Annotated in this window: 20 protein-coding genes; 5 read left to right on the plus strand and 15 right to left on the minus strand. The window is 45.0% G+C overall.

From position 1 onward, the window contains the following. Nucleotides 1-38 precede the first annotated feature (38 nt). Nucleotides 39-431 (minus strand): hypothetical protein, encoded by a 393-nt coding sequence (locus QT996_RS23020; RefSeq protein WP_333049269.1) that lies wholly within the window; start codon nucleotides 429-431, stop codon nucleotides 39-41. 324 nt (nucleotides 432-755) lie between these two features. Here QT996_RS23020 and QT996_RS23025 point away from each other — a divergent pair, with 324 nt between their 5' ends. Then, nucleotides 756-1463, plus strand: a complete 708-nt coding sequence (locus QT996_RS23025; RefSeq protein ID WP_006631855.1) for an ABC transporter ATP-binding protein — start codon at nucleotides 756-758, stop codon at nucleotides 1461-1463. Nucleotides 1464-1657: 194 nt separating this feature from the next. On the opposite strand, the gene QT996_RS23030 is transcribed toward QT996_RS23025, so the two are convergent. From QT996_RS23030 to QT996_RS23045, 4 genes are all read right to left on the minus strand, one after another. After that, nucleotides 1658-7153, minus strand: coding sequence for a response regulator (locus tag QT996_RS23030; protein ID WP_333049270.1), 5496 nt, complete (start codon nucleotides 7151-7153; stop codon nucleotides 1658-1660). A gap of 549 nt (nucleotides 7154-7702) precedes the next feature. Further along, on the minus strand, nucleotides 7703-8446 hold the full coding sequence (locus tag QT996_RS23035; RefSeq protein ID WP_333049272.1) for a hypothetical protein: 744 nt from the start codon (nucleotides 8444-8446) through the stop codon (nucleotides 7703-7705). 129 nt (nucleotides 8447-8575) lie between these two features. Continuing rightward, nucleotides 8576-9064 carry a hypothetical protein gene (locus QT996_RS23040; protein WP_333049274.1) on the minus strand — a complete coding sequence of 163 codons (489 nt, stop codon included), beginning with the start codon at nucleotides 9062-9064 and terminating at the stop codon, nucleotides 8576-8578. 118 nt (nucleotides 9065-9182) lie between these two features. Further along, a complete protein-coding gene (locus tag QT996_RS23045) occupies nucleotides 9183-10475 on the minus strand; it encodes a glycosyltransferase family 39 protein (RefSeq protein ID WP_333049275.1) in 1293 nt (430 codons plus the stop codon). A 128-nt stretch (nucleotides 10476-10603) separates the two neighbouring features. On the opposite strand from QT996_RS23045, the gene QT996_RS23050 reads away from it, so the two are divergent. Beyond that, on the plus strand, nucleotides 10604-10807 hold the full coding sequence (locus tag QT996_RS23050) for a hypothetical protein (RefSeq protein ID WP_333049277.1): 204 nt from the start codon (nucleotides 10604-10606) through the stop codon (nucleotides 10805-10807). Between the two features lie 95 nt (nucleotides 10808-10902). On the opposite strand, the gene QT996_RS23055 is transcribed toward QT996_RS23050, so the two are convergent. Then, a complete protein-coding gene (locus QT996_RS23055; protein ID WP_333049279.1) occupies nucleotides 10903-11775 on the minus strand; it encodes an alpha/beta hydrolase in 873 nt (290 codons plus the stop codon). 387 nt (nucleotides 11776-12162) lie between these two features. Here QT996_RS23055 and QT996_RS23060 point away from each other — a divergent pair, with 387 nt between their 5' ends. Then, the gene (locus QT996_RS23060) at nucleotides 12163-12657 is read left to right on the plus strand and encodes a GAF domain-containing protein (protein WP_333049280.1); all 495 of its coding nucleotides are present in this window, start codon (nucleotides 12163-12165) and stop codon (nucleotides 12655-12657) included. Nucleotides 12658-12937: 280 nt separating this feature from the next. On the opposite strand, the gene QT996_RS23065 is transcribed toward QT996_RS23060, so the two are convergent. From QT996_RS23065 to QT996_RS23100, 8 genes are all read right to left on the minus strand, one after another. Beyond that, nucleotides 12938-13258, minus strand: a complete 321-nt coding sequence (locus QT996_RS23065) for a XisI protein (protein WP_333049281.1) — start codon at nucleotides 13256-13258, stop codon at nucleotides 12938-12940. Beyond that, the gene (locus QT996_RS23070) at nucleotides 13246-13662 is read right to left on the minus strand and encodes a XisH family protein (RefSeq protein ID WP_190736701.1); all 417 of its coding nucleotides are present in this window, start codon (nucleotides 13660-13662) and stop codon (nucleotides 13246-13248) included. Before QT996_RS23070 ends, QT996_RS23065 begins: the two co-directional genes overlap by 13 nt. 103 nt (nucleotides 13663-13765) lie before the next feature. After that, nucleotides 13766-14128 (minus strand): hypothetical protein, encoded by a 363-nt coding sequence (locus QT996_RS23075; RefSeq protein ID WP_333049282.1) that lies wholly within the window; start codon nucleotides 14126-14128, stop codon nucleotides 13766-13768. A gap of 79 nt (nucleotides 14129-14207) precedes the next feature. Further along, nucleotides 14208-15050 (minus strand): hypothetical protein, encoded by an 843-nt coding sequence (locus QT996_RS23080; RefSeq protein WP_333049283.1) that lies wholly within the window; start codon nucleotides 15048-15050, stop codon nucleotides 14208-14210. A 352-nt stretch (nucleotides 15051-15402) separates the two neighbouring features. After that, the gene (uvrA, locus tag QT996_RS23085) at nucleotides 15403-18363 is read right to left on the minus strand and encodes an excinuclease ABC subunit UvrA (protein ID WP_333049284.1); all 2961 of its coding nucleotides are present in this window, start codon (nucleotides 18361-18363) and stop codon (nucleotides 15403-15405) included. Between the two features lie 73 nt (nucleotides 18364-18436). Further along, nucleotides 18437-18856 (minus strand): retroviral-like aspartic protease family protein, encoded by a 420-nt coding sequence (locus QT996_RS23090; protein ID WP_445304588.1) that lies wholly within the window; start codon nucleotides 18854-18856, stop codon nucleotides 18437-18439. A gap of 133 nt (nucleotides 18857-18989) precedes the next feature. After that, nucleotides 18990-19616: a 7-carboxy-7-deazaguanine synthase QueE gene (locus QT996_RS23095; protein ID WP_333049285.1), complete on the minus strand. Its 627-nt coding sequence runs from the start codon at nucleotides 19614-19616 to the stop codon at nucleotides 18990-18992. A gap of 322 nt (nucleotides 19617-19938) precedes the next feature. Next, a complete protein-coding gene (locus tag QT996_RS23100) occupies nucleotides 19939-20637 on the minus strand; it encodes a class I SAM-dependent methyltransferase (RefSeq protein ID WP_333049287.1) in 699 nt (232 codons plus the stop codon). Nucleotides 20638-21596: 959 nt separating this feature from the next. Between QT996_RS23100 and QT996_RS23105 the strand changes: the two genes are divergently transcribed. Together QT996_RS23105 and QT996_RS23110 are read left to right on the plus strand one after the other, a co-directional pair. Continuing rightward, nucleotides 21597-22367 carry a hypothetical protein gene (locus tag QT996_RS23105; protein WP_333049289.1) on the plus strand — a complete coding sequence of 257 codons (771 nt, stop codon included), beginning with the start codon at nucleotides 21597-21599 and terminating at the stop codon, nucleotides 22365-22367. 431 nt (nucleotides 22368-22798) lie between these two features. Further along, nucleotides 22799-23245 (plus strand): hypothetical protein, encoded by a 447-nt coding sequence (locus tag QT996_RS23110; protein WP_333049291.1) that lies wholly within the window; start codon nucleotides 22799-22801, stop codon nucleotides 23243-23245. A gap of 224 nt (nucleotides 23246-23469) precedes the next feature. Here the strand turns inward: QT996_RS23110 and QT996_RS23115 are convergent, their stop codons facing one another. Next, nucleotides 23470-24024, minus strand: a complete 555-nt coding sequence (locus tag QT996_RS23115) for a cyclic nucleotide-binding domain-containing protein (RefSeq protein ID WP_333049292.1) — start codon at nucleotides 24022-24024, stop codon at nucleotides 23470-23472. Between the last annotated feature and the right edge of the window lie 19 nt (nucleotides 24025-24043).

Raw genomic sequence — 24043 nt, forward strand, 5'->3', positions numbered from 1 at the left:
CTGGCATTTATAATTATGAACTTTCTTTAAAGACTAAATTAGAGATCGCCTGAGACTTTCGCAAGAGGTCTAATGAAGAAGTCGCCGATCACTGCTGCTTGACTTTGGGCTAAACCGGAATAGTTATTCCCGCTGCCTATGACTCCACTTTTCGAGAGATTTGCTGCCAGCAATTCGTGACAGTTAGATAGAAAAACTGCATTAGCGTTCGCTTTGCTAGTAACTGAACCGGTGTTAGCTATTGTCCCAGCGTAAGTGTTAGTAAATGTACCTGTCTCAGTCGGTCTGTGACTGAAGTTGTCAATCATTACTGCTGCTGCAGAACCTGCTATTGTGGCAGCCCGGCTGGGCGCTACACCTACACTCAAGCTGGTTACTAAAGGAGTTGCTAATAAAAATGCGATCGCTCCGATACTGTGATTGAATTTCATGGTAAATCTCCTTAAATTTGAAAATTGAAAAATTTAAAGTGCTGTTATTGGTCACTTGTAGCGGTTGGTTTGGCTTACGTATTGATACTACCTATTTACTTAGAGATTTTTGTAAAGCTAGTGTCAAGAAATCTTGTGTTTAAGTAAAAATTCTGTAAAGTTGGTCGCAACAGCTACTAAAAATACATTGTATGGGAGCTAGAGCGGGTGTTAATATAAGTAAAATTACTGCTTACTCTAAAAAAGTTAGATTTTAAATAAATGCAATAAAATTTTATAATTAGTCGGGATAATACAATAAAGCACAAGGCCGAAAGAGTAATTATGTTGGAAATTAAAGACATTCACACGTACTACGGAAATATCCACGCTCTCAAAGGAGTATCGCTAACAGTCTCGCAGGGAGAAGTTGTGACATTAATCGGCAGCAACGGGGCGGGGAAAACGACTACTCTCCGCACGATTCAAGGACTGCTGCGCCCGCGCCAAGGCACTGTATTATTTGAGGGAAAGCCTTTAGAAGCACTATCTACAGAGGCGATCGTCCGTTTGGGGATTTCTCAAAGTCCCGAAGGGCGGTTGATTTTTCCGCGAATGACGGTGCAAGAAAACCTAGAAATGGGTGCTTATCTCCGCAACGATACTCTCGGTATCAAGTCGGATATGGAAAAAGCATTAAATTTATTTCCTCGTTTGCGAGAAAGAATTAGTCAAAAAGGGGGAACTCTCAGCGGCGGCGAACAGCAAATGTTGGCGATCGCCCGGGCTTTGATGTCGCGCCCCCGCTTGTTATTATTAGACGAGCCGAGTATGGGATTGGCACCGATGTTAGTCAGTCAAATTTTTGCGATCGTCCGCGATATTAATGCTGAAGGAACAACTATTTTACTGGTGGAACAAAACGCCCGCATGGCTTTAAGTGTAGCCCACCGCGGCTATGTCATCCAAACCGGTCAGGTTGTAGTCGCTGGTACTGCTAGTGATTTGCAGTCAAATGAAACTGTTCGCAAAGCATATTTAGGTGAAAGTTAAATATGGGCATTGGGCATTGGGCATTGGGCATTGGGCAGTGGTTATTGGTTATTGAAACTGACAACTAACAACCAAAAACCAACAAATAACAAATAATATCGTTTCCGGTTGCATCGGTATTGTTCAAACAGTCAACAGTCAACAGTCAACAGCCAACAATTCCGGAGGAGTGCAACCGGAATTGATATAACAAATTACCCTATTTGCGATCGCAACTTCCCCGTTTCCAATTCCGTCTCAAAAGCCGCCCGCACCTTTTCCCACTCCGCTTGAGCTTCCAACAGGCGATCGCGCGCCGTACTCACATCAAAAACCTGTTCCCCTCCAGACTCAACCGCCACGCGACCCATATACTCCAACTCCTTGCAAACAGCAGAAAAAGACACCGCTCCTAAATTAGCGCTGCTCGACTTCAGCGTGTGAGAAGCCAGCTTCAAACTATCAGCATCGCCCAGAAAAATAGCCTCCTTAATAGTTTCTAAATGTTGCGGTGCGTCTACCAAATATATCTTAATCAGCTCCCCCAAAAAATCTGGGTCTTCATCATCATCTAGCTCGCGGAGATTTTGCAAAATATGAAAGTCAATCGGCGAATCGCCTCCCGGTTGAACGCTGGAAGATGCCGCAGCATCACTGTCAACTTGATCAGCAATATCTTGATTGTTTTGCTCAGTAACCGCATCCAATTCATCCCGAATCAGAGGTGAGCACTTGCTCAAGGCGATCGCCAACTCTTCCCGGCGCACCGGCTTAGTAATATAATCGTCCATACCTGCTTCCAGACACTTTTCGCGATCGCCCTGCATCGCATTAGCAGTCATCGCAATAATTCTCGGCTTCTTGTTAGCAGGCCATTCCTGACAAATGCGGCGCGTCGCTTCCAACCCATCCATGTTCGGCATCTGCACATCCATCAGCACAACATCGTAAGATTGCCGCTTCAGCGCCTCCAAAACCTCCAACCCATTAGCTGCAATATCTGCCCGATATCCTATCCTGTCTAGCAAATGGGTAGCGACTTTTTGATTCACCACATTGTCCTCAGCCAGCAAAATCCGAATTTGACTAGAATTAGTTGCATCCTGTCCGGCTGAATTCGCCGCAACCTGCCTCAAAACAGCAGGCGTCCGCTGCACGCGGTGCTGTTCTTGAGAATTTTCAAAATACTTCAATCCCGAAGTCAAAGTCACCACATTTGAAACTTCTCCCCTACCGCTTCTGCCAGTAACATATCCAAAAACTTGCAGCAACACATTATAAAACTGGGACTGTTTTAAAGGCTTAGTTAAAAAAGCAGAAAAATGTACCTCTGTAGTTTCAAGTTTTTTCCAAACTTCTGCCTTACTTAAATAAGTAAACAGCACCAAAGGTAGTGCTATTTTGCGATGGTTTTTAACGCTGACATTCGGATTTAGACCGTCGCCACCGGACAAATTGCTCAGCTCAAATTTCCGAATCTCCACAGCCAAAGCCACACCGTCCATATCTGGTAGATTCATCGCCAAAATAGCTAAATCGAGCGGCGAGTTTCCTTTGATGATTTCCAAAGCCTCAGCACCCGAAGTTACAGCCACGGGTATCATTCCCCAAGACTCTGCCTGCCGGATCAAAACTTGCCGATTAATGGCATGATGCTCAACAATTAACAAGCGCTTACCAGCGGCAAATTCCGGCCTTTTTTCCTCAGCCCGGATGTCATTCGCTTCAGCAGTCACCGTGAAATAAAAAATCGAACCCGAACCCGACATCGACGGCGAAGTAAATTCTGCAGGCGACCTCCCAGCGATACTTTGTCCGATCGCAGAAACGGCCGGTTGAGACTTAGAACTTCCGGGAGTAACCTGGCTGACAACCCACATTGTACCGCCCATCATATCGCTCAAACGCTGGCTGATAGCCAGTCCCAAACCCGTCCCGCCATAATGTCGCGTTGTCGAAGCATCCACCTGCGAAAAAGCTTTAAACAGGCGATCCATCCGGTCTGGCGGAATGCCAATTCCCGTATCTTGGACAGCAAATTGAATCTCGTATTGTCTGCTACGTGCTAACTCGCCCTGGTTAATTGCTAGCGGTTGTGGCGCTAGAATATTAATTTTATCTGGCGAACTGTTAGCAGCTACCTGTTCAATTTGCCTAGCCGTACAGCACACCACAATTTCTCCAGATTCTGTAAACTTAACTGCATTGCCCAGCAGATTTACCAAAATTTGGCGCAGCCTCGTGACATCTCCTAAAATGTTTTTCGGAACAGAATCATCAATAAAGTAAGCCAGCTCTAAACCTTTTTCTGAGGCTCTAGGAGCCAGTAATTCCAGAGATTCTTCTATACAGTTTTGCAGCTCGAACGGGCTGCGTTCCAAATCCAATTTTCCAGATTCAATCTTGGAAAAGTCGAGAATATCGTTAATAATAGTCAGCAAAGCATCGCCGCTGGTACGAATTGTCTCCACAAAGTCCCGCTGTTCAGGAGTTAGTTCCATATCCAGCAGCAAGCCGGTCATCCCGATGACCGCATTCATCGGAGTGCGGATTTCGTGACTCATAGTCGCTAAAAATTCGCTCTTAGCTCTATTAGCAACTTCTGCCGCTTGTCGTGCTTGATCCAAAGCTTCATTTTGCTCGGCTAACTGTCGCTGTCGCTGAACTTCCGTTTCTAAAAGTTGTGCTTGAGCTAAGGTAATTCCAACTTGAGCCGCAACATCTTCTAACAGTTCTATTTCGTCGGGATTCCACTGGCGAGTTGCATCGCACTGGTGCAAAGTAATAATTCCATTCGGTTCTCCTTGATAGGAAGTGCGAACAGCCAACATAGATTTTAATCCGATGCGGCGACACATCGGCCCCGAAGATTCCAGCAAAGGATCGGCAAACACATCGGGAGATGCCAGGGCTATATCTTCAGCGAGGAGTTTTTCTGTGTAGGGGTTATAAGTAACAGAAAGTTCTAAATCTAAAGCCGATTCGTGACCTGGTTCTAAGTATTCTGCGACGCAAGGAAGGTGGGGATAAGGTTCGGAAAGATAGGTGTGAATTGTACAGCGATTGACACCAAATACGCGGCCGATTTGGGTGGCGGTAGTTTGAAAAATTTCTTGAGTGTCTAAGGTCGATCGCACTTTTTGAGTAATTTGTTTGAGTAGTAAAACGCGCTGGTACTGACGTTGCAAAGTTCGCTCTCGCTCTTCGCGGGCAATTTCTGCGCCGATGTAATTGCCCATCAACTTTAAAATTTCAAAATTCAGCGGTTTAAAAGGAGATTTAGTGGTGCGGGAAGTAAAGCTCAAAGTGCCAAAAATCCGCCCTTGCACTATTACCTTCGTCCCCACAAAAGCCTCCAACTTGCGGACGCTGTAAGCGGGGTGGTTCCGCCACTGAGTAGTGCCGGCTGATTCGACAGAAATAGGTTCGCTCGATCGCAAAACCTCTCGCTCAAAGGTTCTGCTCAAAGCAAAACCGTCTCCTTTAGCAAATCCAAAGGGAAAATCTTCCGGTACATAAGCCGCAATCACTTCGTAGCGATCGCCCAAAACCCTGCCCAACAGCCCGATATCCATCCCAAACTGACTACAGCCCATTGCCAGCAACCGGATCGTTCGATCGTCAAAAGATCCTTCCGAGGTCACCATTACCTCGTAGAGCGATCGAATTGCCCGCTCGCTTTCCCGCAGATCCTCAACTCCTTCGAGGCGGTTGCAGACATCGTGCAAAGTCCCGAAAATTCCCGCTATTTGGCCTTGGGAATTCCGGCGGAGTTGGGCAAATAGTTCCACGGAAACAAAGCCGGAATTAGTGTGAATTCCCAAGGAGTTTTTCCCCGAAACCGACTTGGATTTAAATCGCAGTTCTCGCCGTTCAAATTCCGACTTCCCCGACAGCAAAGACTCCAATAAATTTGCACATTGCTCGCGCTCATCTGGATGCACCCACTCTACAAAATTAGTTTCCAAACTTTCGGAAACCGAAAAATTCGTAATTTCCGTCCAAGCGCGGTTGAGAAATTTCCAAACCCCCGCCGCATCTATGTGGAAAATTACTGTTGCTTTCAAAGAGTCAAATAGTTGGAACTGCTCCCGATCATGCTCGCGGTTTTTGACTTCAAACTGCTTGTTTAGAGTAATATCTGTATGAGTTCCTACTACCCGCAGCGGTTTGCCAGTAGCGCTGCGTAAAACTTGACCACGGTTCAGCACCCAGACAGTGCTGCCGTCTTTACAGTACATCCGATATTCTGCTGCAAAATCCGGTGTCTTTTGGGCGAAGTGTTCTTCTAAAGCTCCCTTTACTGAGTCAATATCATCTCGGTGGATGCGACTCCACCATTCCGATCGGCGATTCGAGATTTCCCCTTCTTGGTAGCCCAGCATTTCTTGCCACCGCGCGGAATAAAAAAACTCATCTGTTTCGAGATTCCAGTCCCAAATCCCCTGATTGTTGACTGGAGGGGGGAGATTTGGCTGCTCTACGAAACTGTGGTGAGAAATTTCAGCCACCTCGTGGCTATTTGCTGCAGTCCGCTGTATTTCTGCAGAGAGTTTTTTGTATTGAGCGTTGCTAGATTCTAGCTGGCGCTGCAAAGCGATCAAGCCAGAATGCAGAGATTTTGAATCCAGCGCTTGTAAAAGGATAGTTTTAGGATTGATAATCCCGATCGGGTGATTTGTTTCGTTAATGACTAATAAAGGCAACTGGCAGTAGTGTTTTTGCAGCAGGGCGACGGCTGCTTCGAGTGTAGAGTGCGATCGCACCAGCGGTGGCGAACTGCTGCAAATTGCTCCCGCTTTAATTTTGTTAGAGTCTCTTCCCAGCGCCTGCAACTGCACAATATCCCGCGAACTTACCACCCCAACCAGTTTGTGAATGTTGGGATTTGTAAATTTGGAATTGTGAGCCGCACCAGTCGAGTGTTGATCGGGGGTTTCAGTGATTAATACATAACTAACATTGTGTCTAAACATCAGTTGCGCCAAATAGCGAACCGAAGAATTAGAAGGAGCGTGAATTATTCGCGATCCTGCTATTTGAGGGATTTGATAAAGTTTAATTAAACTTGCGGGTAGCTCTAATTTCTGATTCAGAATTGGCAGCGGCGGAGGGAACGCGAAAGCCGCCGGTGGCGAAGCGCTGCTAATTGCTTTTGGTGTCGATTCCCCAATTCCCTGCAACATTTGCACCAAGCTTTGAGAGCTAATTAAACCGACAAGTTCTTCAGTGTCGCTGACGACGGGCAAATGGCTGATCTGATTTTTCTCCAGGAGATTTGCTAAGGCAAAAAAGTCGGGAATTTCCGATTCTCGGGCTACAGTTACGCTTCGGATCATTATTTGCTCGATCGCAAATCCCCTCAAAGCAGCGCCGATGGAATTTAGCTGTACGATATCTCGCGCTGTAAAAATCCCCAGCACTGTCTGGCTGCTCGTCGGATAGGGAGCTTTTGAGCCGTTGTGAGGCAGCCCGTTGCCTCCTGCGTGTAACGCACGCGGTACACCGTTGTAGAAACCCGACTGTTCCCGCGATTGTGGGGAAGTTCCGTTCATGGGATTTCCGAGTTGAGAATTCCCGCGTGTTTCTACCACGAGGACGTAACTGGCTCCTGTGCTACTCATCAGCTCGATCGCCTTTTCTATGGGCGTCTCAGGGGTGACGGTGAGGGGATTGCGGTTGATGACCTGACTGAGGGAGGGAATAAACATCAGGGGGCATAAAAGTGATATTTGTTGGAAAAACCCGATCGCAAGCAGCAGATTGATTGAGAGGCTTTGTCCGCGAGATTTCCAAGCGCGCTCAAAGTTTCTGTACGATTAAACTCACCCCTACTTCCAGCATCTTGGCATTTAAAATTAATTCCGTGCCATATCCTGATAATTGACGGCTTCTGACTTTCAGAACCAATGCTATCTGCCAGAGGGCCCAGATGAAGGCGGGCGGGTAACTCCTCGCTTAGCCTAACTGCTGCGGGTTTACGAGCAAGAATTTCTGCGATTGTCTAGACTGCACCCTACTTTCTGCCCCTCAACGGAACTCTCGCTCGCATTCTGTTTGAGGCAAGATACCTGCACGCTACCAATTTACCAGCGACAGGAGGGGAATCACAACAGGACGACTTAGGTATGGCAACTGTGCAATTAGGGGTTCGAGGGTTCCAGGGTTTCAGGGTTCCAGGGCTAAACAGGCAGAAAATAAATAATTCTGAGCATAACTAATTCTATCTTATCCCAATTAGGGCCCCGATGATTTGAGCTTCAATTCTGCCGATCGAACTTGATGAGAATAGCGCTGTTCCCCGCCAGTGCAAAACTCGCATTGCAGCCCTTGAGCCTTAAGCTACCAACAACCTCATCCATTGTTTTAGAACTGAACTCCCGCACCGTGCCATTACCAGTTTTTATCAGCTCCGAAATATCTGCATTAACAGTGTAAGATGTTGCTCGGTCATTGACAACCAGCAAGTAAACATTCTTGCTAGCATCAAGAGTAGCAAGTGCCATTAAATCCGAACTGTTAGTGATAGGAAAAAAGGTAGCTTTCCCGCCCTGCAAAGCCCTAATTCTCATCCGCAAAGCATAGTAGCCCGCGCGCCGTTTTCCCCCGTCCCCTAGCAAACCTTCCGCCTGTCCCAGCTTTCCCCAGTCGTACAAACAGAATATGTGACTGCCGTCAATATAATTATCCCCCGGTTGGGAACCTCGAATCAAATTCTTAATCAAATTTAAAGCTAAAGATAAATCGCCGTAGCTAATCTCGTAACTTCCCCATTCTCCTACCCAAAGCTGCGAGTTAGCGCGGACAGTACCGTTCGTCCAGCCGCGCACTTTGCGGGTGTAGTTAGAAATATCTGCATCGTAGTTGTGGACATTGACTGTAGTGAAATAATTGGGTATTTCCTGCAAAGCACTAGCCGGCAAATTGCTGCCTCCTACGGTTTTCGGGCAGTGGATGCGGTAAGTGCGATCGGGCAAATAAGTTTTATAAACAAACTCGATCATCGCATCTTTTGCCACCTTAACCAATTCAAAATAGTCAGCCTTAGTCCCGCCCCAGCCCTGATCCCGATTATCCGGTTCGTTGTGAATTTCCCAATCATCAACGCGGTAATCATTGAGAACATTCAGCCACTAAACCGTAGCAAAAACCTGTTCCCACCACTCGTTCCAATCTTCTCCTGTGCGCGGCGGATTCAGTTGCAGCGCCCAACTCGGATTCCAGCAATTATCTACATTCCGAATACTCGCCACGGGGCGAATATTTGCTTGTTTGAGACTATTAAAAATAGTTTTGGCATTGCCTTGCCAAACTGTAACGGGTTCTCCAGACCACCAATAATCGCTACCCTGGGGCGGATTAGTCATAATCTGATCCCAATGCGCCCAATTAATTATATTTGGATTTGCCTGAATTTGGGATATTTCTGGCCAGCCGTATTTAGCATCATCATCTTCGGGTTCCCACCGGGACCTCCTGCCGTAAATGCGGTAAGTATTAATTCCCAAATGTTGCAAATCTTTGATGTCGAAATTGATATGGCCCTCGAGTGCACCGATGTAGCGAGTGCTAACAACCCGCAGCAGTACCGGAAAATTTAACTGTTTCGATGTTTTGAGCAAAAGTGGTCGTGACGCTGAACAACCCTATGCCAAGAGCCATTAAAATGGCCATGGTAAAATTCCGAATAATTCTTTTTGAGAACAGTGGGTTAATAACTCATGACAAACTGCCTAATACCTACTGACTAATTAACTTCAAGCGACGCTGAAGTTCTCCCGCCGCCGTAGCAATTACGACCGCCAAAATCGGGTGCAGCGGCTCGCTGTGCCGAACTTCTGTAAAAGTGAGCGCATGAATCACAGTAAAATAGGCACAGACTAGCAACAGCGGCAAAAACTCCCGCCAGCGAGGTCGCAAAACTATCATGCCCAAAGCAGCAAATACAGGCAAATTTCGCGCAGCTAAAATGCCGACTATCCGTGGCGGCGAAAAGAATAGTCGCATTGCCTTCACATTAAACAGATCCTGATAAGGCCAGTCACTTATAGGGTTTCCCAACCAGAAAAAAACTGCCTTTTGCAAACAATACCAGAGATAGACAGCAGGCTCGCGGAGGATGGAAGCGATCGCCCGTTTGGTAAAATAGCGATCGCCCTCAATTGTAAAAGCATCGTGTCCCCCATTCCTAGCCGGATTGAGTTCTTCCTGCCAAATCTGAACAATATGGCGTTTTGGCAATTTTTCAAAAGCCAAATGATAAAACTCGGGACTTCCTTGCCACAGGAGCGCCGTAGAAACGCTGTAAATCAAAAAAGTTTTGTGAGTTCGATAATTGTGGTAAGTCCAAGGTGCAGTAATGATAATAATTGCGCTTAAATAAGCAAGAAACAAAGCTATCTTGCGCTTAAAATGCCATTGGCGCGGCATCAATAGTGGCACAATTGCTGGAAGCAACATCCCTGTCGGCCGACAAAGATTCGTAATTGCCAACAGCGCACCTGCTAATGAAAAATTTTGCCACTGCGGCTGTTCCAATGCCCACAGCAAACCCAGCACGGTTAAAAGTATTAAAGGCGTGTATAAAATCTCTGTTTGCAACCGCCTGACATGAAAAATGAGGGAGGGATCTATGGCCATTAATCCAGCCGCTACTAAGGAACTTTGAGCGCCAGTAAAACGCCGTGCCAGGATAAAAGTTAGCGGTATGGTTGTCGCTCCCAAAAAAGCTTGTACGTAGACTACAGATGCGGGAGAGCGACCAAAAATTACATAGCATCCAGCCACAAAAAAGGGATAAACTGGCGTCCTGCCCGGCCACTCAAAAAAATGACCCTTCAGCAACCAGTATGCCAAACCCTCATAGCCCGGTTCGTCGCCCGTCAGACGGGCGGGGGTATCGGGGAGAGTTTGGTTGGTGCGCCACGCCAAATAAAGGCGGGATGCCAGTCCCAGCAGCGTCAGACCAATCAGTACCCAGACAATTATGCGGTGATTTCTTTGCTGCTGCGCTGCCAAGATGTCTGGTGTCATAAAAACTGACTGTGAAGATTTGATTTGCTTACTCCCAATTTTTTATGTTGGGAATGTCAAAAATTATATCATTTTACCTTCCATCTTTTTGGAGAGTTTATATTTTTATACCAGAGATTATATTTAATGTGAACTGGCGATCATCACGCCTCACGGAACACCAAGACATCGATCGCGTGATGCAATTGGTCAAACAACACAACCCCACACTTTCACCCGCCATCAATCGCACCTGGATTGACTCGCCGGGACGTGCGGAGGTAATTGCAATCTACCGCATTCACCCCAGCGAAATGAGCGGGCGCACGACGGAGGGCATCAGCAGTCGGTGAATGTCTCTGCTGGCATGAGAATAATAATTTTCCGAGTGAATCGCGATCGTCCTACTCCCAGGCTCAGTAGCATTCCGATCAAACTGGATATGATATTAAATGAACTTACTTGCCAAAAAATCTCTCATGTACCGATTCACTAACTGCGGCTGTTCCTGGTGTACCCAGTGGCTGCAATTAGGAATGTAATGAATCTGAAAATCCCGGACGTAATCTGCGGTTCCATAGCTTAACTCTTTGCCGAGGGCGGCATCATTTTCTCCCCAAATCATCAGCGTCGGAACTTGCAGCACGCTCCAATTCTGGCGATCGAGAAATCCGCGAGCAATATTGCGGTAATAATTGATAGTAGCAGTCAGAGCGCCCCGTTTGGCCGCCGCATCTTTGTAAGCTTCGATATCTGAGGGGGTAAAGGTGCTTTTGTCCACTGCCATACCTTCCAAAGCAGCAGAAATTGCCTGATAGTCGCCCAACTGAATTAACAACTCCGGCAAAATTGGCAACTGAAATAAAAAGATGTACCAACTCCTCAGCAATTGTTGAGGAGTGCGTAACCCTTCAGCAAACTTTGCCGGATGTGGTAGATTCATCACAATTAATTTATCCACCATTTGGGGATAAGCATAAGCAAAACTCCAGGCGATCGCGCCTCCCCAGTCGTGACCAACTAAGACGCAACTTTCGTATCCCAAACCCTGAATAATTCCCTTGACATCTTGCACAAACTCTGCCATCACGTAAGCAGATTGATCGTGAGGTTTGTCGCTGTCGTTGTAACCCCTGAGATCTACAGCGACTACTTTATAATCTGATGCAAATTCCGGGATTTGATGCCGCCAAGAATACCAAAATTCAGGAAATCCGTGCAGCATCAGCATCAGCGGCCCAGAACCTTGAGTGACATAGTGCAGTTTAATGCCGTTCGTAGGGATAAATTCGTGTTTCCAAGCAGCTTCTAGCACAGACATATTTGATGCTTCCTCTCGCTATCGAGATATCGTAGCAGTTCCTCTCTTGAAGAGGAACCAACTTTAGGCATATCTAGCAATTCTCCCAGCACTTGTAAACTCTTCCTTTCCTGTTCATTTGTGGAAGCGGCGTCCCGCCGGTAGTTCTTCGCACCAAAAAATCCCTAGCTTGCGGGGCCCGAGGCGATCGCCTGTTTCCCAAAAAGATTGCTATCTCTGTCAAAATAATAGTATAATGTCGCTGGCCTCCAGACAACTGTTAAGCCAAAAATTCCTCATTTTCAAGCGCGCGAAAATGCCGAAGCGCAACAATTTGAGGTGTGGTGATTGTGCAAGTTTAATAATTAATATCTGGCGAGTGTACTAGGAATTAAAGGAGTTAATACTATGTCGGGCGATCGGCTGCAAAACATTGTTAACCGCTTGACAGATCGTCTAAAGCGCGACGTATTAGTTGAAAAATCCCTCTACGACATTCGAGAACTTTTGCAGAGCGATCGCGCCGTACTGTACTATTTTTACAGACAGTGGCAAGGTCGAGTGACTTACGAGATGTTGAGTGCGATCGAACTCTCAATCTTGGGTTCAACAGGGCCAGACGAATGTTTTAACGACGAATACGCTGCTTTGTACGAAGCCGGCAGAGTTAGAGCAATTACAGATATTGAAGTAGAACCAATTCACCAATGCCACCGAGATTTTCTGCGTAGCCTGAAAGTTCGCGCCAATTTAGTTGTGCCTATTTTAACGAACAAAGGACTGTGGGGGCTGTTAATTGCTCATCAGTGCAGCGGGCCTCGCACTTGGTCGCGATCGGACATTGAATTCATGCAGCAACAAGCACAAAATATGGCGATGTCTCCCACTATTCAAGATAGTTAATTTTGAATCCCAGATTCTGCTTTGTGACAGTTGGGGTATCGAGCATAAAATATATATGCGAAAACCGAGACAGAAATATTTACACATATAGCAAAACCATTTGATTTGTAAACAATCGATTCAATGATTACAAGCGTTGCAGGTGGTTCTACATTCATGACTCAAATAGACTTGCTATATATAATGTTGCAAAGCTTACGGGAAGAGAATTTCAGATTCTATTTTGTGTAATTTATTCTGTCTAACTACTTATCCATCTAACTGTTCCCAACCTTTGTCTCTAGCAAGAGTTGGCGGCAAGGAGTTTTCGGATGCTGGGGGAGCGAAACCCAAGAATGATATCTTGAGGAGACACGCCACGTTGAATCAGTTCTCGATCGATGTAGATTTCGGTACTGTTGTGTTGAATCCAGATTTTATCTTCAATGATATCGAGCTGCATGGCACACCCATAGATGCGATATTCCTCGCGCCATTCGTTGTGCATAACGAGGTATCGATCGCGGGCGATATCGAAGATTAACTGAGCATTTGCGTCATTTTTAGAAAAGTCTTCGAGAAAGTCACAAACAATTTTGCGGTATTCGTTTAGTCTATCCATTGGTCGATCGCCTCACGAGTTGGATTGTAAATAATTAGTCGGATTTCATAACGTTCGATGACAGTTTTGGCGGGTTCAAATCTGAGAAACATTTGGTAGGTATCAGTGGGCACTGCCAGATAGAGTATACGTTCTGGTTCGCTAGAGACTTCGATGGCAATGCGATAGTTGAGGAATTGACCGAGGGCGGTGTGGAATTCAGAAATGGTGGAGCCACCTGCGAAACTTTTGACTTCTACAGCTATTTTACGTCCTTCTTTTTCAGCGGCGATCGCTTCTTCGGCTGCAAGATCGATGTAGACATCAGCAACACCATAGCGTAACTGGTAGGGATCGTGGGTAATCTTCCAGCCATCTTTTTGTAGGGCGATTTTCACCGTGTTGTGGAAGAGATCCTTTGCCATTTTTAGATTGTACCCAAGGATTTACATCCGACACTATGAACAACATGAGATGTTAATGCCATAACAAATTCACCAGTCTGGCTACCAATCTTTAAAAAAATTATTACCTAAATTCCTTCCAGCCTTTGATGAATCCAGTAATAAAGGCCCCAGCCGGATTATCGATAGCTTTTTCAAACGCTGCTAGACTACCTTCTGTAACACCATTTATAACTTTTTGTTTCAGTGTTGGGTTACTTTCGAGGTGTTTAACCACTTCCTTGGCCACTACCTTATCTCTTCCTGGTGTATCGCTAGGATAACTTGTTTCTAGCTGTTTGATTAATGCTTGAATTTCGCTTGCTGCTTCTACTAAGCTTTGAGGCTTTCCTGCGGCGTTGTAATTCCCCTGAATGTAATTACCTTGAATATGTCTGTTGAAAGTACCGCCACCTGTGTTAACAGTCCAATTTTCATTGTTATTCATCTTGATATCTCCTTAAGTTATCATTAGAATTTAAATTTGAAACCTGATTGATTAGTGAGCTACAGTCGCACACTTCTATCTACCAATTACTAAATCTTGCTTCGTCTATCTTCCCTTTTGCTTCATCGATTGCCAAGTCTTTGTCAAAAGAGTTACCACTTTTATTACACAGGGAACCAGTTATTTTGTAATACCACCAATCATCTTTGTCTGATTCCAAATAAATTGTATGTCCTTTATAATTAACTTTTGGTCCATAATTTTCTGATCCTTCATAACCTGAGTCAACTTCATACATTGGTATTTTTTGATTTAAGGGATGGTTGCTTATAATTAAACGTTTAACAAATTTTTCAAAAGCTTCACTGTCATCAGCCTTTTCATCAATATGAAACTTACCTTTAACATAGGGCTTCTTTCGAGTCTCTTCGGCTAACTCCTTAGCCATTTGAGTTACTGCTTGCTCTGTACTATATCCTTGATTTTGCATTTTAGTTAGAATAAGTCGAAAATCATCAAGAATGGAAGTAATATTTTTGCTAATGTCTACACGCTTGTCCTGTATTTTTATATAATCACCTTGTATGTAATTACCTCCAATTACTCCATTATAGTTTCCGCCACCTGTGTTGATGTCATGATTTATAGTTGAATTATTTTTATCTTCTAAATCATATAGTTTATGATTATCTCTAACACCTCTTTGTCGCTTTAAGTATAGATAAAGACCAATTGTAAGCACTATTATACCTATAGTAATACAAACCACATATTTGTTCTCAACTATTAATTGAAAAACTAATTGAGAAACTGGAATAATTAATGAGGCAGCTAAAATTAGGTATATACTCTTTTCAGTATTAGACAGCCTGTCTTTAAAGTGATGAAAAAGTTTTACTGAAATTTTTCTTAGATAGTTCATACTACCGGAATAGTATTTGTAATTTTAGTAATCGAGCAATCATACTAACTTCCCGTAGAAATGGATATAGTATAAATCATTGCTTATATGTGATTAATATCACTGATCTCAATCACTAAGCGTGCTATTTAACGTAAAAACAAGGTCTTGCTATCACCATATCACCTTCCCCATGTTGAATCAATCAACCGTTCCCTCAGTTAGATACAATAATATGTCAGCTATTTCGTGATTATTTTGGCCTTCACCAACCAGTTTTTATACCTCCCATTCGCGCTTACTCAACTTAGAGCGATAACTTCCACTAAAGGCGTGGCACTCACTTACAGGAATCCCACGCCATAATTCACTATTAACTAACGACTACAGCCTCCCCCAAAGGATGCTGCTGCAAAACCGTTTGCAAGTACTTCCCAGTATAAGACCTCTGATTAGCCGCCACCTCCTCGGGCGTCCCCGCCACAATAATTTCCCCGCCCTTATCTCCCCCTTCAGGTCCCAAATCGATCGCCCAATCGCAGCACCGAATCACATCTAAATTGTGTTCGATTACCAAAATTGAATTCCCCTTATCCACCAATCTTTGCAGCACATTTAACAAATGGTGAACATCATAAAACGACAAACCAGTCGTCGGTTCATCGATTAAATAAAGCGTCTTCCCAGTAGCGCGGCGCGACAGTTCCGTTGCCAATTTTACCCGCTGCGCTTCGCCCCCAGAAAGCGTCGGTGCCGGCTGTCCCAACTGAATGTAACCCAAACCAACATCAACCAAAGTTTGCAGTCTGGCGCCCGCCCTGGGAATATTTTTAAACATCTCCAAAGATTCCTCTACCGTCATGTTCAAAACATCAGAAATCGACTTGCCTTTATACTTAACTTGCAGCGTTTCCCGGTTGTACCGTGCACCCTTGCAAACCTCACACTGCACGTAAACATCCGGCAGAAAATTCATCGAAATCACGTTCACGCCTTGGCCGCCGCAAGCTTCGCACCTTCCCCCTTTCACGTTAAAAGAAAACTGCCCCGCTTTGTAACCTCTGGCCTTAGCTTCAATGCTTTCGGCAAACAAATCCCGAATCACATCAAAGACTCCCGTGTAAGTAGCGGGATTAGAACGCGGAGTGCGGCCGATGGGAGATTGATCGATGACAATTACCTTATCAACCACATCCTCTAGAGAGCGTTCGCCTTTAGTTTTGAGGGCGTCCATATCGGGTGGTAAAGGCACTTTTTTGGTAATATAATGTTGCAGCGACGGGTACAGCAATTCATTGATTAAAGTTGATTTTCCCGAACCGGAAACCCCGGTCACGCAGACGAGTTTGCCCAGCGGAATTTCCACATCGATATTTTTTAAATTGTTGCGCGTCGCATTTATGATAGAGAGAGCTTTGCCGTTGCCTTTTCTTCTTTCATTAGGGGTTTCAATTACTCGCTTTCCCGACAAATAAGCACCAGTCAAAGATCCCTCAGCCGCCAGCAAATTTTCTAAACTTCCTTCCGAGATAATTTTGCCGCCGTGCACGCCAGCACCGGGCCCGATATCGACAATATGGTCGGCCGCTCGCATGGTTTCTTCATCGTGTTCTACGACAATCAAAGTATTGCCTAAATCGCGCAATTTTGTTAAGGTTTGCAACAGGCGAAAGTTGTCTCTTTGATGCAGTCCGATGCTCGGTTCGTCCAAAACGTAGAGAACACCTGTCAAACCAGAACCGATTTGAGTCGCCAGCCGAATTCGCTGGGCTTCTCCGCCAGAAAGTGTCATTGCTGCGCGGTCTAAAGTCAGGTAATCTAACCCGACATCAAGCAAAAATTGCAGCCTTGCTTTGATTTCTCTCAGGGCTAAATCGGATATTTGGAATTGCCGATCGCTCAATCCCAAATTATTTACTCGTTCGCGACAGTCGCGTATCGAAATGCTCGTCAAATCCACAATTCCGTACTGTCCCAACCGCACCGAAAGCGCTTCGGGTTTCAACCGTTTGCCCTGACAAACCTCGCAAGAGCGATCGACCCGATACTGTTCCAACTTTTGCTTGATCAAATCAGAACCAGTATCGTCGTACTGGCGCTGCAACATGGCAATCACGCCATTAAAATCTCTCCTCAAATCAGTGCTACCGTCGCGCTTTTTACTTTCTGCGGTGCGCTTTTGCTCATTGCCGTACAAAATCACCCGCTGGTGTTCGGGCTTTAATCGATACCAAGGAGTGTCGATATCAAACCCGCAAGTATCAGCAATACTGCAAAGCAAAGAAAGATAATAGGAATTGTCTTTGTCTGACCAAGGCGCGATCGCACAATAAAGAGGTGCTTTCTCGTCGGGAATTACCAACTCCGGCGCAAAAGTCCGCAAACTCCCCAAACCGTGGCAGTTCTGGCACGCGCCGTAGGGGGAATTAAAAGAAAATAACCGGGGGGAAAGTTCCTCCATTACTGCGCCGTGTTCCGGACAAGCAAAGTTTTCGGAAAATACGATCGGCCCCTGTGGTTCGGAATTTTCATCATTCGGTAACTCTTCAATAATCGCAATTCCCTCAGAATGGCGCAAACAAGTTGCCAGAGAATCAACTAAACGTTCTTCTAAACCGGGTTTTTTAATTAACCGATCCACAACTATCTCGATATTGTGCGTTAGATTTTTATCTAATTCGATATTTTCCGAAAGTTCTAAAATTTCTCCGTTAACTTTGACGCGAATAAATCCTTCCGCAGCTAAACTCGACAATAATTTGCGGTGAGTGCCTTTTTTTCCGCGCACAACTGGTGCCAGAAGGTGAAAGCGAGTGCCGTCGGGAAGTGCCATGACTCGATCGCACATTTCATCAATTGTCTGCGGCGCAATGCAGCGATCGCAAATCGGACAGTGCGGTTCGCCGGCTCTACCGTAGAGCAATCTGAGATAATCGTAAATTTCTGTAACAGTGCCAACAGTCGATCGCGGGTTATGAGAAGTTGACTTTTGGTCGATCGAAATAGCCGGACTCAAGCCTTCGATCGCGTCCACATCGGGTTTGTCCAACTGTCCCAAAAACTGGCGCGCGTAAGCGCTGAGAGACTCGACGTAGCGGCGCTGTCCCTCGGCAAAAATTGTATCGAAAGCGAGGGAAGACTTGCCCGAACCGGAGACGCCAGTAAAAACGATCAGTTGATCGCGTGGCAGTTCCAGATCGATATTTTTCAGGTTGTGCTGTCTCGCACCGCGAACCCGAATCGTATTTTGGTTGTTAGAGTGAGAATTCGTCACATTATGCCCGTTGCGGGATGCACTTGGCTGGCTGTTTGAGGTTTCGGCGCGTTGGGACATGAGAGTAGTGCAAAACAGTGCTTAACCATCTTAGCGCTGCCAATCGAATTGCTGGCATCCAAACTCAAGAATATCAAAGAATTGTCAAATAAGTTTCCGTCGGCCCGTCCGGCAAAACCTTCAATCTTTGATTTTTCAAATCCACTTCAATTCCCAGCGCTTCCATCGGAATCACGCCTAAAAGTGGCGTTTTCCCCTCTGGCAATTCCAAACACTCAAAAGTCCCTTCGCGTCCGCACAGAGAAATCTTGGCATCTTGAAAAATCCTCGCCTCACTAATGCCAGTTGCCGTCTCAACAACCACTTGCTTGAGGATTTTTAAACCCAGTTTGGCAATGACATCTTTAGGCAAACACAAAGTTGTCGCGCCCGTATCCACCAAAACATTTTCTAGAGTGACAGATCTGACTTGCTCGATTGGAATCAGATTATCTTCCGCTTTCCCTTCATCCAGCCGATTCGTAATTACTAGGGTTGTGATAACTTTTCCCATTAGGGTTTCCATTACGTTCAAATTATCATAAATTGCTGCTTTAATTTTAGCACATATTTCCACAGATTGTAGGGCGATGCACTCCCCATTCTGCACCGCCCACCTGACGAATAGCTTTAGCTAAATCCTCAAATTATTGCACGCCAATAAACTTATGAGTTTGCAAAGATAGCCTGTAACTAGGATTTTGTTTCAGCAATTCCAAGATAATGGGAATCGCTGATTTTTTTGAGTTCCATTCGGGTTGCAAGAAAACCGGAATAGTCACATTATTTTCCAAATGCTTGTGATAAAATTCAACTTCTTTGCCAGTGCTAACCACCAACTTAATTTCATTAGCTCTAGTCCACAAAAGCTCTTGCACCGGGTATTTAGGATTGACGTGTTCTTTAGGAGAAAGAGTAATCCAAGCCTGCGGGGAAACATCTTGCCAGCAAGCGCCGGAAGTTTCAATACTCACCTGCTTGTCAGCTTCTAACAAAGCTTCAACTAACTCAGGCAAATCGCGGTGAATGAAAGGTTCGCCGCCAGTAATGACCACCCTCGGAGACTGCAATTGAGCGAGCAATTGTACGATCGACTGTGGCACAGACGGCAAACCTTTGCCCCCATTTGCGTAGCCTGTGTCACACCAAGGACAACGCACCGGGCAACCAGCCAATCTGATAAAATCAACTAAAGTCCCCGTCCAGTAACCTTCGCCTTGAACAGTACATTGAAAAGTTTCGTGAATTGGTAATTTTAGTTGTAAATTAGACACCGGAAGTTACGCCTCAAATCAATTATTTACGTTGTTTAGATATATAGCAATCCTTGCAGGAGTCGTAAACTTTTTACCTCACCCCAACCCTCCCCGCGGGTTCGGGGAGGGAGTAAGAAATTCACAAATGATTTAGGATTGCTATAATATTCTTAAATTGTTATTTTTTCGCGGTTTGCAGCAATTAAAAACAGTCCTGAGCGCATAAACGAGGTTTATGAAAAAATATCCGTTTTATCCCAGAAGCTTGACTCAGAAATCCGGTTTCTTTATTGCTTTGGTATGAGTCCTTAGAAATCCACCACAAACCGCAAATAACTCTTTAATTCTGCTGTTCAGGTTCCATCAGAGTAGCCCAACGGCGTTTCAATGCCAAAGTCAGCCCGTCAGCAATGGGGACAACACTGAGAGTAACTCTGGGATCGTTACGCAATTTGTCGTTGAAACTACGAATGGCGAGGGTGCTTTCGTCTTGTACTTGAGGATCAGCCACTCGTCCAGACCACAGAACATTGTCAATTACAATTAAACCGCCATTGCGTACAAGTTGCAGCGATCGCTCAAAATAAGCCTCATAATTTTCTTTATCGGCGTCGATGAAGGCAAAATCAAAGGTTCCAGCTTGTCCCTCGGCTATTAGTTTGTCCAGAGTATTTATTGCGGGGCCCAACTGCAAAGAAATCTTATTAGCAACGCCCGCAGCTTCCCAATAGCGTCGTGCGATCGTAGTATATTCCTCGCTGACATCGCAGGCAATAATTTGACCGTTAGGAGGCAGCGCTAAAGCTACGCACAGCGAACTATAACCAGTAAAAACGCCTATTTCTAAGGTTTTGGTCGCTCCCATAAGCTGCACCATGAGCTCCATAAACTGACCTTGTTCGGGAGCTATCTGCATCATACCCATAGGATGCTTAGCAGTTTCTTCCCGTAGTGAAGCGAGAATATCTGGCTCCCGCAGAGAAATAGATAACAGATAATCGTAAAGTTGATTTTCTAGGCCAAGAGTTGAGTTCGCCATCGGTTTGTCCTTGCTGCTCACTTTTGATTTTAGATGGTAGACGCGCAGTTAATGGAAATCGGAGACTGTAGAGTTAATTTTGGCACCTATTTTGCTGTGGCTTATGAAAGGTTGCAGTAGCAGTGTCTCGGTTACACAGAGGCAACTTGCAAAACGCGCGATCTACTTCCAAATCAGTTTATCTCAGCGACAGGTGATTTAGCACCTCTGGAAAATAAAAATCGATAGAGGGGAGCGTTTTGAGATTGCTGCGTTGCTAGAAGCGTTTAACGCCGTTAGTGATAGTAGTTCAAAAAATGAATGCAACTCTACACAAGCTGCAAAGTCATACATAATCAGTTATTACCCATCTCAAATTTCAAATAAATCTCAAAGGGTATGAGTTGGGGAAAAAGTGACTTCATCCCGATCACTAAGTAGATGAACTGCGAAAAACATAAGTAGTCAAAAGCGAGTGAAATGAAGCAATCGCAGAGGTTGTGATTCGTTTACATTTTGTTACATTGTCAAGTTTTTTTGTGTCGCTCTACTTAATCGCCAATGAGTAATTAGTGAGGACTTACGCACTCCCAAACCAGCAAACCGTTTCATTTAATTAACTCTTAGGGATGGGTTCAAGCCCGTGTACGTTCCTGGAACAAACCAGGCGTCGGGAAACCCTTTTCTCCTGGAGTATTATTAATCACTAATAAACTGGGTTCAATAGGACGATTTCTTAACTGTCACACTTTATGAATCCATACCTAAACAACCTACCCCAAATCTCAACTACCTTCCACGATTGAGGTATAGCAAGTATTTGTGGGACAAAACAGGTTGGTCGCAACCCTGGCCCTGCACTTTTACTCCTAACTAATGAACCGAGATTAATAGGACGCTCACTTAACTGTCACACTTTATTCCTCCATAGCGAAACAAGTTACTCACAATCAAAACAACATTCCACCAAGGCGATCTTTATGTATTATACTTTTGCAGGTTTCGGTGCGGGTACGGCCATATTTTTATTGTTAGTTTTTGCCATTCTGCAATGGCTGCACGTCTCCGCTGGCAGTCTTATTGATTGGGTAATTGCCATTGCTATTTTTGAATGGCTGTTGCTGATAGTTACAGTTCCCTGGAATATCCATTTTGAAGCTAAAGAAGTTTTAGCCCAAGCCGCAGAATCTACTAAAAAAAACATTGCTGTCGATCAGGAACAAGTCAAATACGTTACTGTATTAGTTAGCCGATCGCTCTTTGTGGCGATCGCACTTCACCTGTTTAGCGCGATCGCACTTTACGCCCTAGCCGCCACCGGAATTAGTGCTGTTGGCTATCTCAGTTCTGCTGCTGCACTGCTGTTAACTGTAATGCGTCCAGCTATCCGAGGTTATCAATATTTAGCCCAGCGGCTGACAACTATCCGCAGCCAATTTTTGTACCCCCGCGAAGATATTGTCGAACTCCGCACCCGCTTTGCAGAATTAGAATCTACAGTTAGAGATTTGAGCAATCAATTAAGTTCAGACAATCCGAATTCGTGGGTGGCTGTCCAAAATCGCGAACGGGAAGCTATCAGAAGAGAAGTAACTACTTTATCCGCATCTCTACAATCTTTGCAAGCGACAAATCAGGCAGAACACACTAAACTGAGAAGAGATGCAGAAAGTGCGATCGCCCAACTCACCGATGACGGACAATTTCTCAACCACGTCCGCGAAATCATCCGCTTCTATAAAGAAGCATAAAAGAAGTCATTAGTGATTAGTCATTAGTGATGAGCCATTAGTCATTAGTCCTTCTCCCCATTACCAATTCTCAAGTTGCAATTTCCTATTATCTACCTTTAGATAGATGTCCAATCGTTGGAATTCCTAAAATCCTTAAGGAAGAGGAAATTTTATCAGTCTTGAGGAAGACTCAATAAATGTATTTTTAATATAGTAAGCGCCCTGACGGTTAGGACGTTCTTAATGCTGAAACCCTTGTGCAAGATTGCTTTTTCCTTCTATCCTAGATAACTAAAACCTTATTCTTTCTTGCTTCTTCCTTCAATATCTGCTATAACCGCAACTTCTCGCAAACTATAACCAAAGATAGTTTGTTAATGAGTTAGCTTACACTTAATATTTAAACATAAGCCAAAGACCTTTTTGAAAAGATAACCCAGGAATAAATCATGACTAATCGCCAACCAATACCCCCCAAAGAAGAAGTTAGCAAATCAACACCGGCCGACGAACAAATCGAAGCCAATATGGAAGCCCCCCACTACGACCGGGGCATTACTCCTGCGGAGACAGCAGCGCGCCAAGACCGCGAAGGCGCTAACTTCATGCACACCACCACCGAAGGGAAGCAGAAAAGTGCAAAAACTGATGACCAAACCGATGACGAAAGCATTCACACTACAGATGGTTATACAGTAGACAAAGAAGGTCTAGTTAACAATTACGCGATCGAACCGGAAATGTACATCAACGAACCGGGCGATTTGAGAGCAAAAGAAGAAGCCGAAGCCCAAGAACGCGCTCGAATTCTCGCCGAAGTCAAAGATAAAAAAGGCGAGGAAGGAAAACTGACCACGGAAGCAGACACCCGCGGCAAAGGGCCGGGAATTATCTAGATTGTGTGGTTGGTAGTTGCATTTGGGCGCGTGAGGTTGCAACGGCAAAGCACAGGGGCGGGTTTTTATAGTTCCGGCAGTTATCGATCGATATTTCCGGTACAACCCACCCCTATTTTGTTTTCACATCTGTTTTTTGAGTTGAGAGGTTACATCGTATATCTCTCAATTACCGTATCAAGTGGCAAGTTTTCACACCCAGCTCAAAAACGCCTTAAAATTCGTCAAGCTTTAACATTTTCCCTCAGCCAATTAAACTTAGCCTCAGCTAGAGCCAAATTTTCCAGGACGTTAGGATTGATATCCTCTCGTTCAAATTCTGGTTGATCTAATTCAATATTGCGACCGTATTCTATATGTCTGATCGTACCGCGCATCCTGTCTGCCAGACACAATGAAATTCCATAATAAAACCGGGAAGCAAAGCCCATATCGTTTTGAAGTTTGATTACTAACTGCCGCCTCGGAATTGCCAGCAAGTGAGTTTCTTCGATCGCCTTCACCGTTGCCAAAGGAGGGCGAGCATCGATGAAAGAGACTTCTCCCACCAGCTCTCCGCTGGCTATTTTAGCGAGTTGTCTAGTCCCCTCAGCCTCGATTAAAACGCTCAAACTCCCATTCAAAACAATGTAGAGCGCATCTATCTGTCTCCCTTCATGGATCAAAATCCCGCCCGGATCTAGAACTTCCTTTTTGCCTTTTTGGACGATCCAGTTGATATCGTCATTATTTAACTGGCTCAAAATAAAAAGTGCTTTTTTTCTGCTGCTGTCGGCCATAAGTTTTAGCTCTCGATCA

Origin of the sequence: Microcoleus sp. S13C4 (assembly GCF_036700865.1) — a bacterium.
Classification (GTDB): Bacteria; Cyanobacteriota; Cyanobacteriia; order Cyanobacteriales; family Microcoleaceae; genus Microcoleus.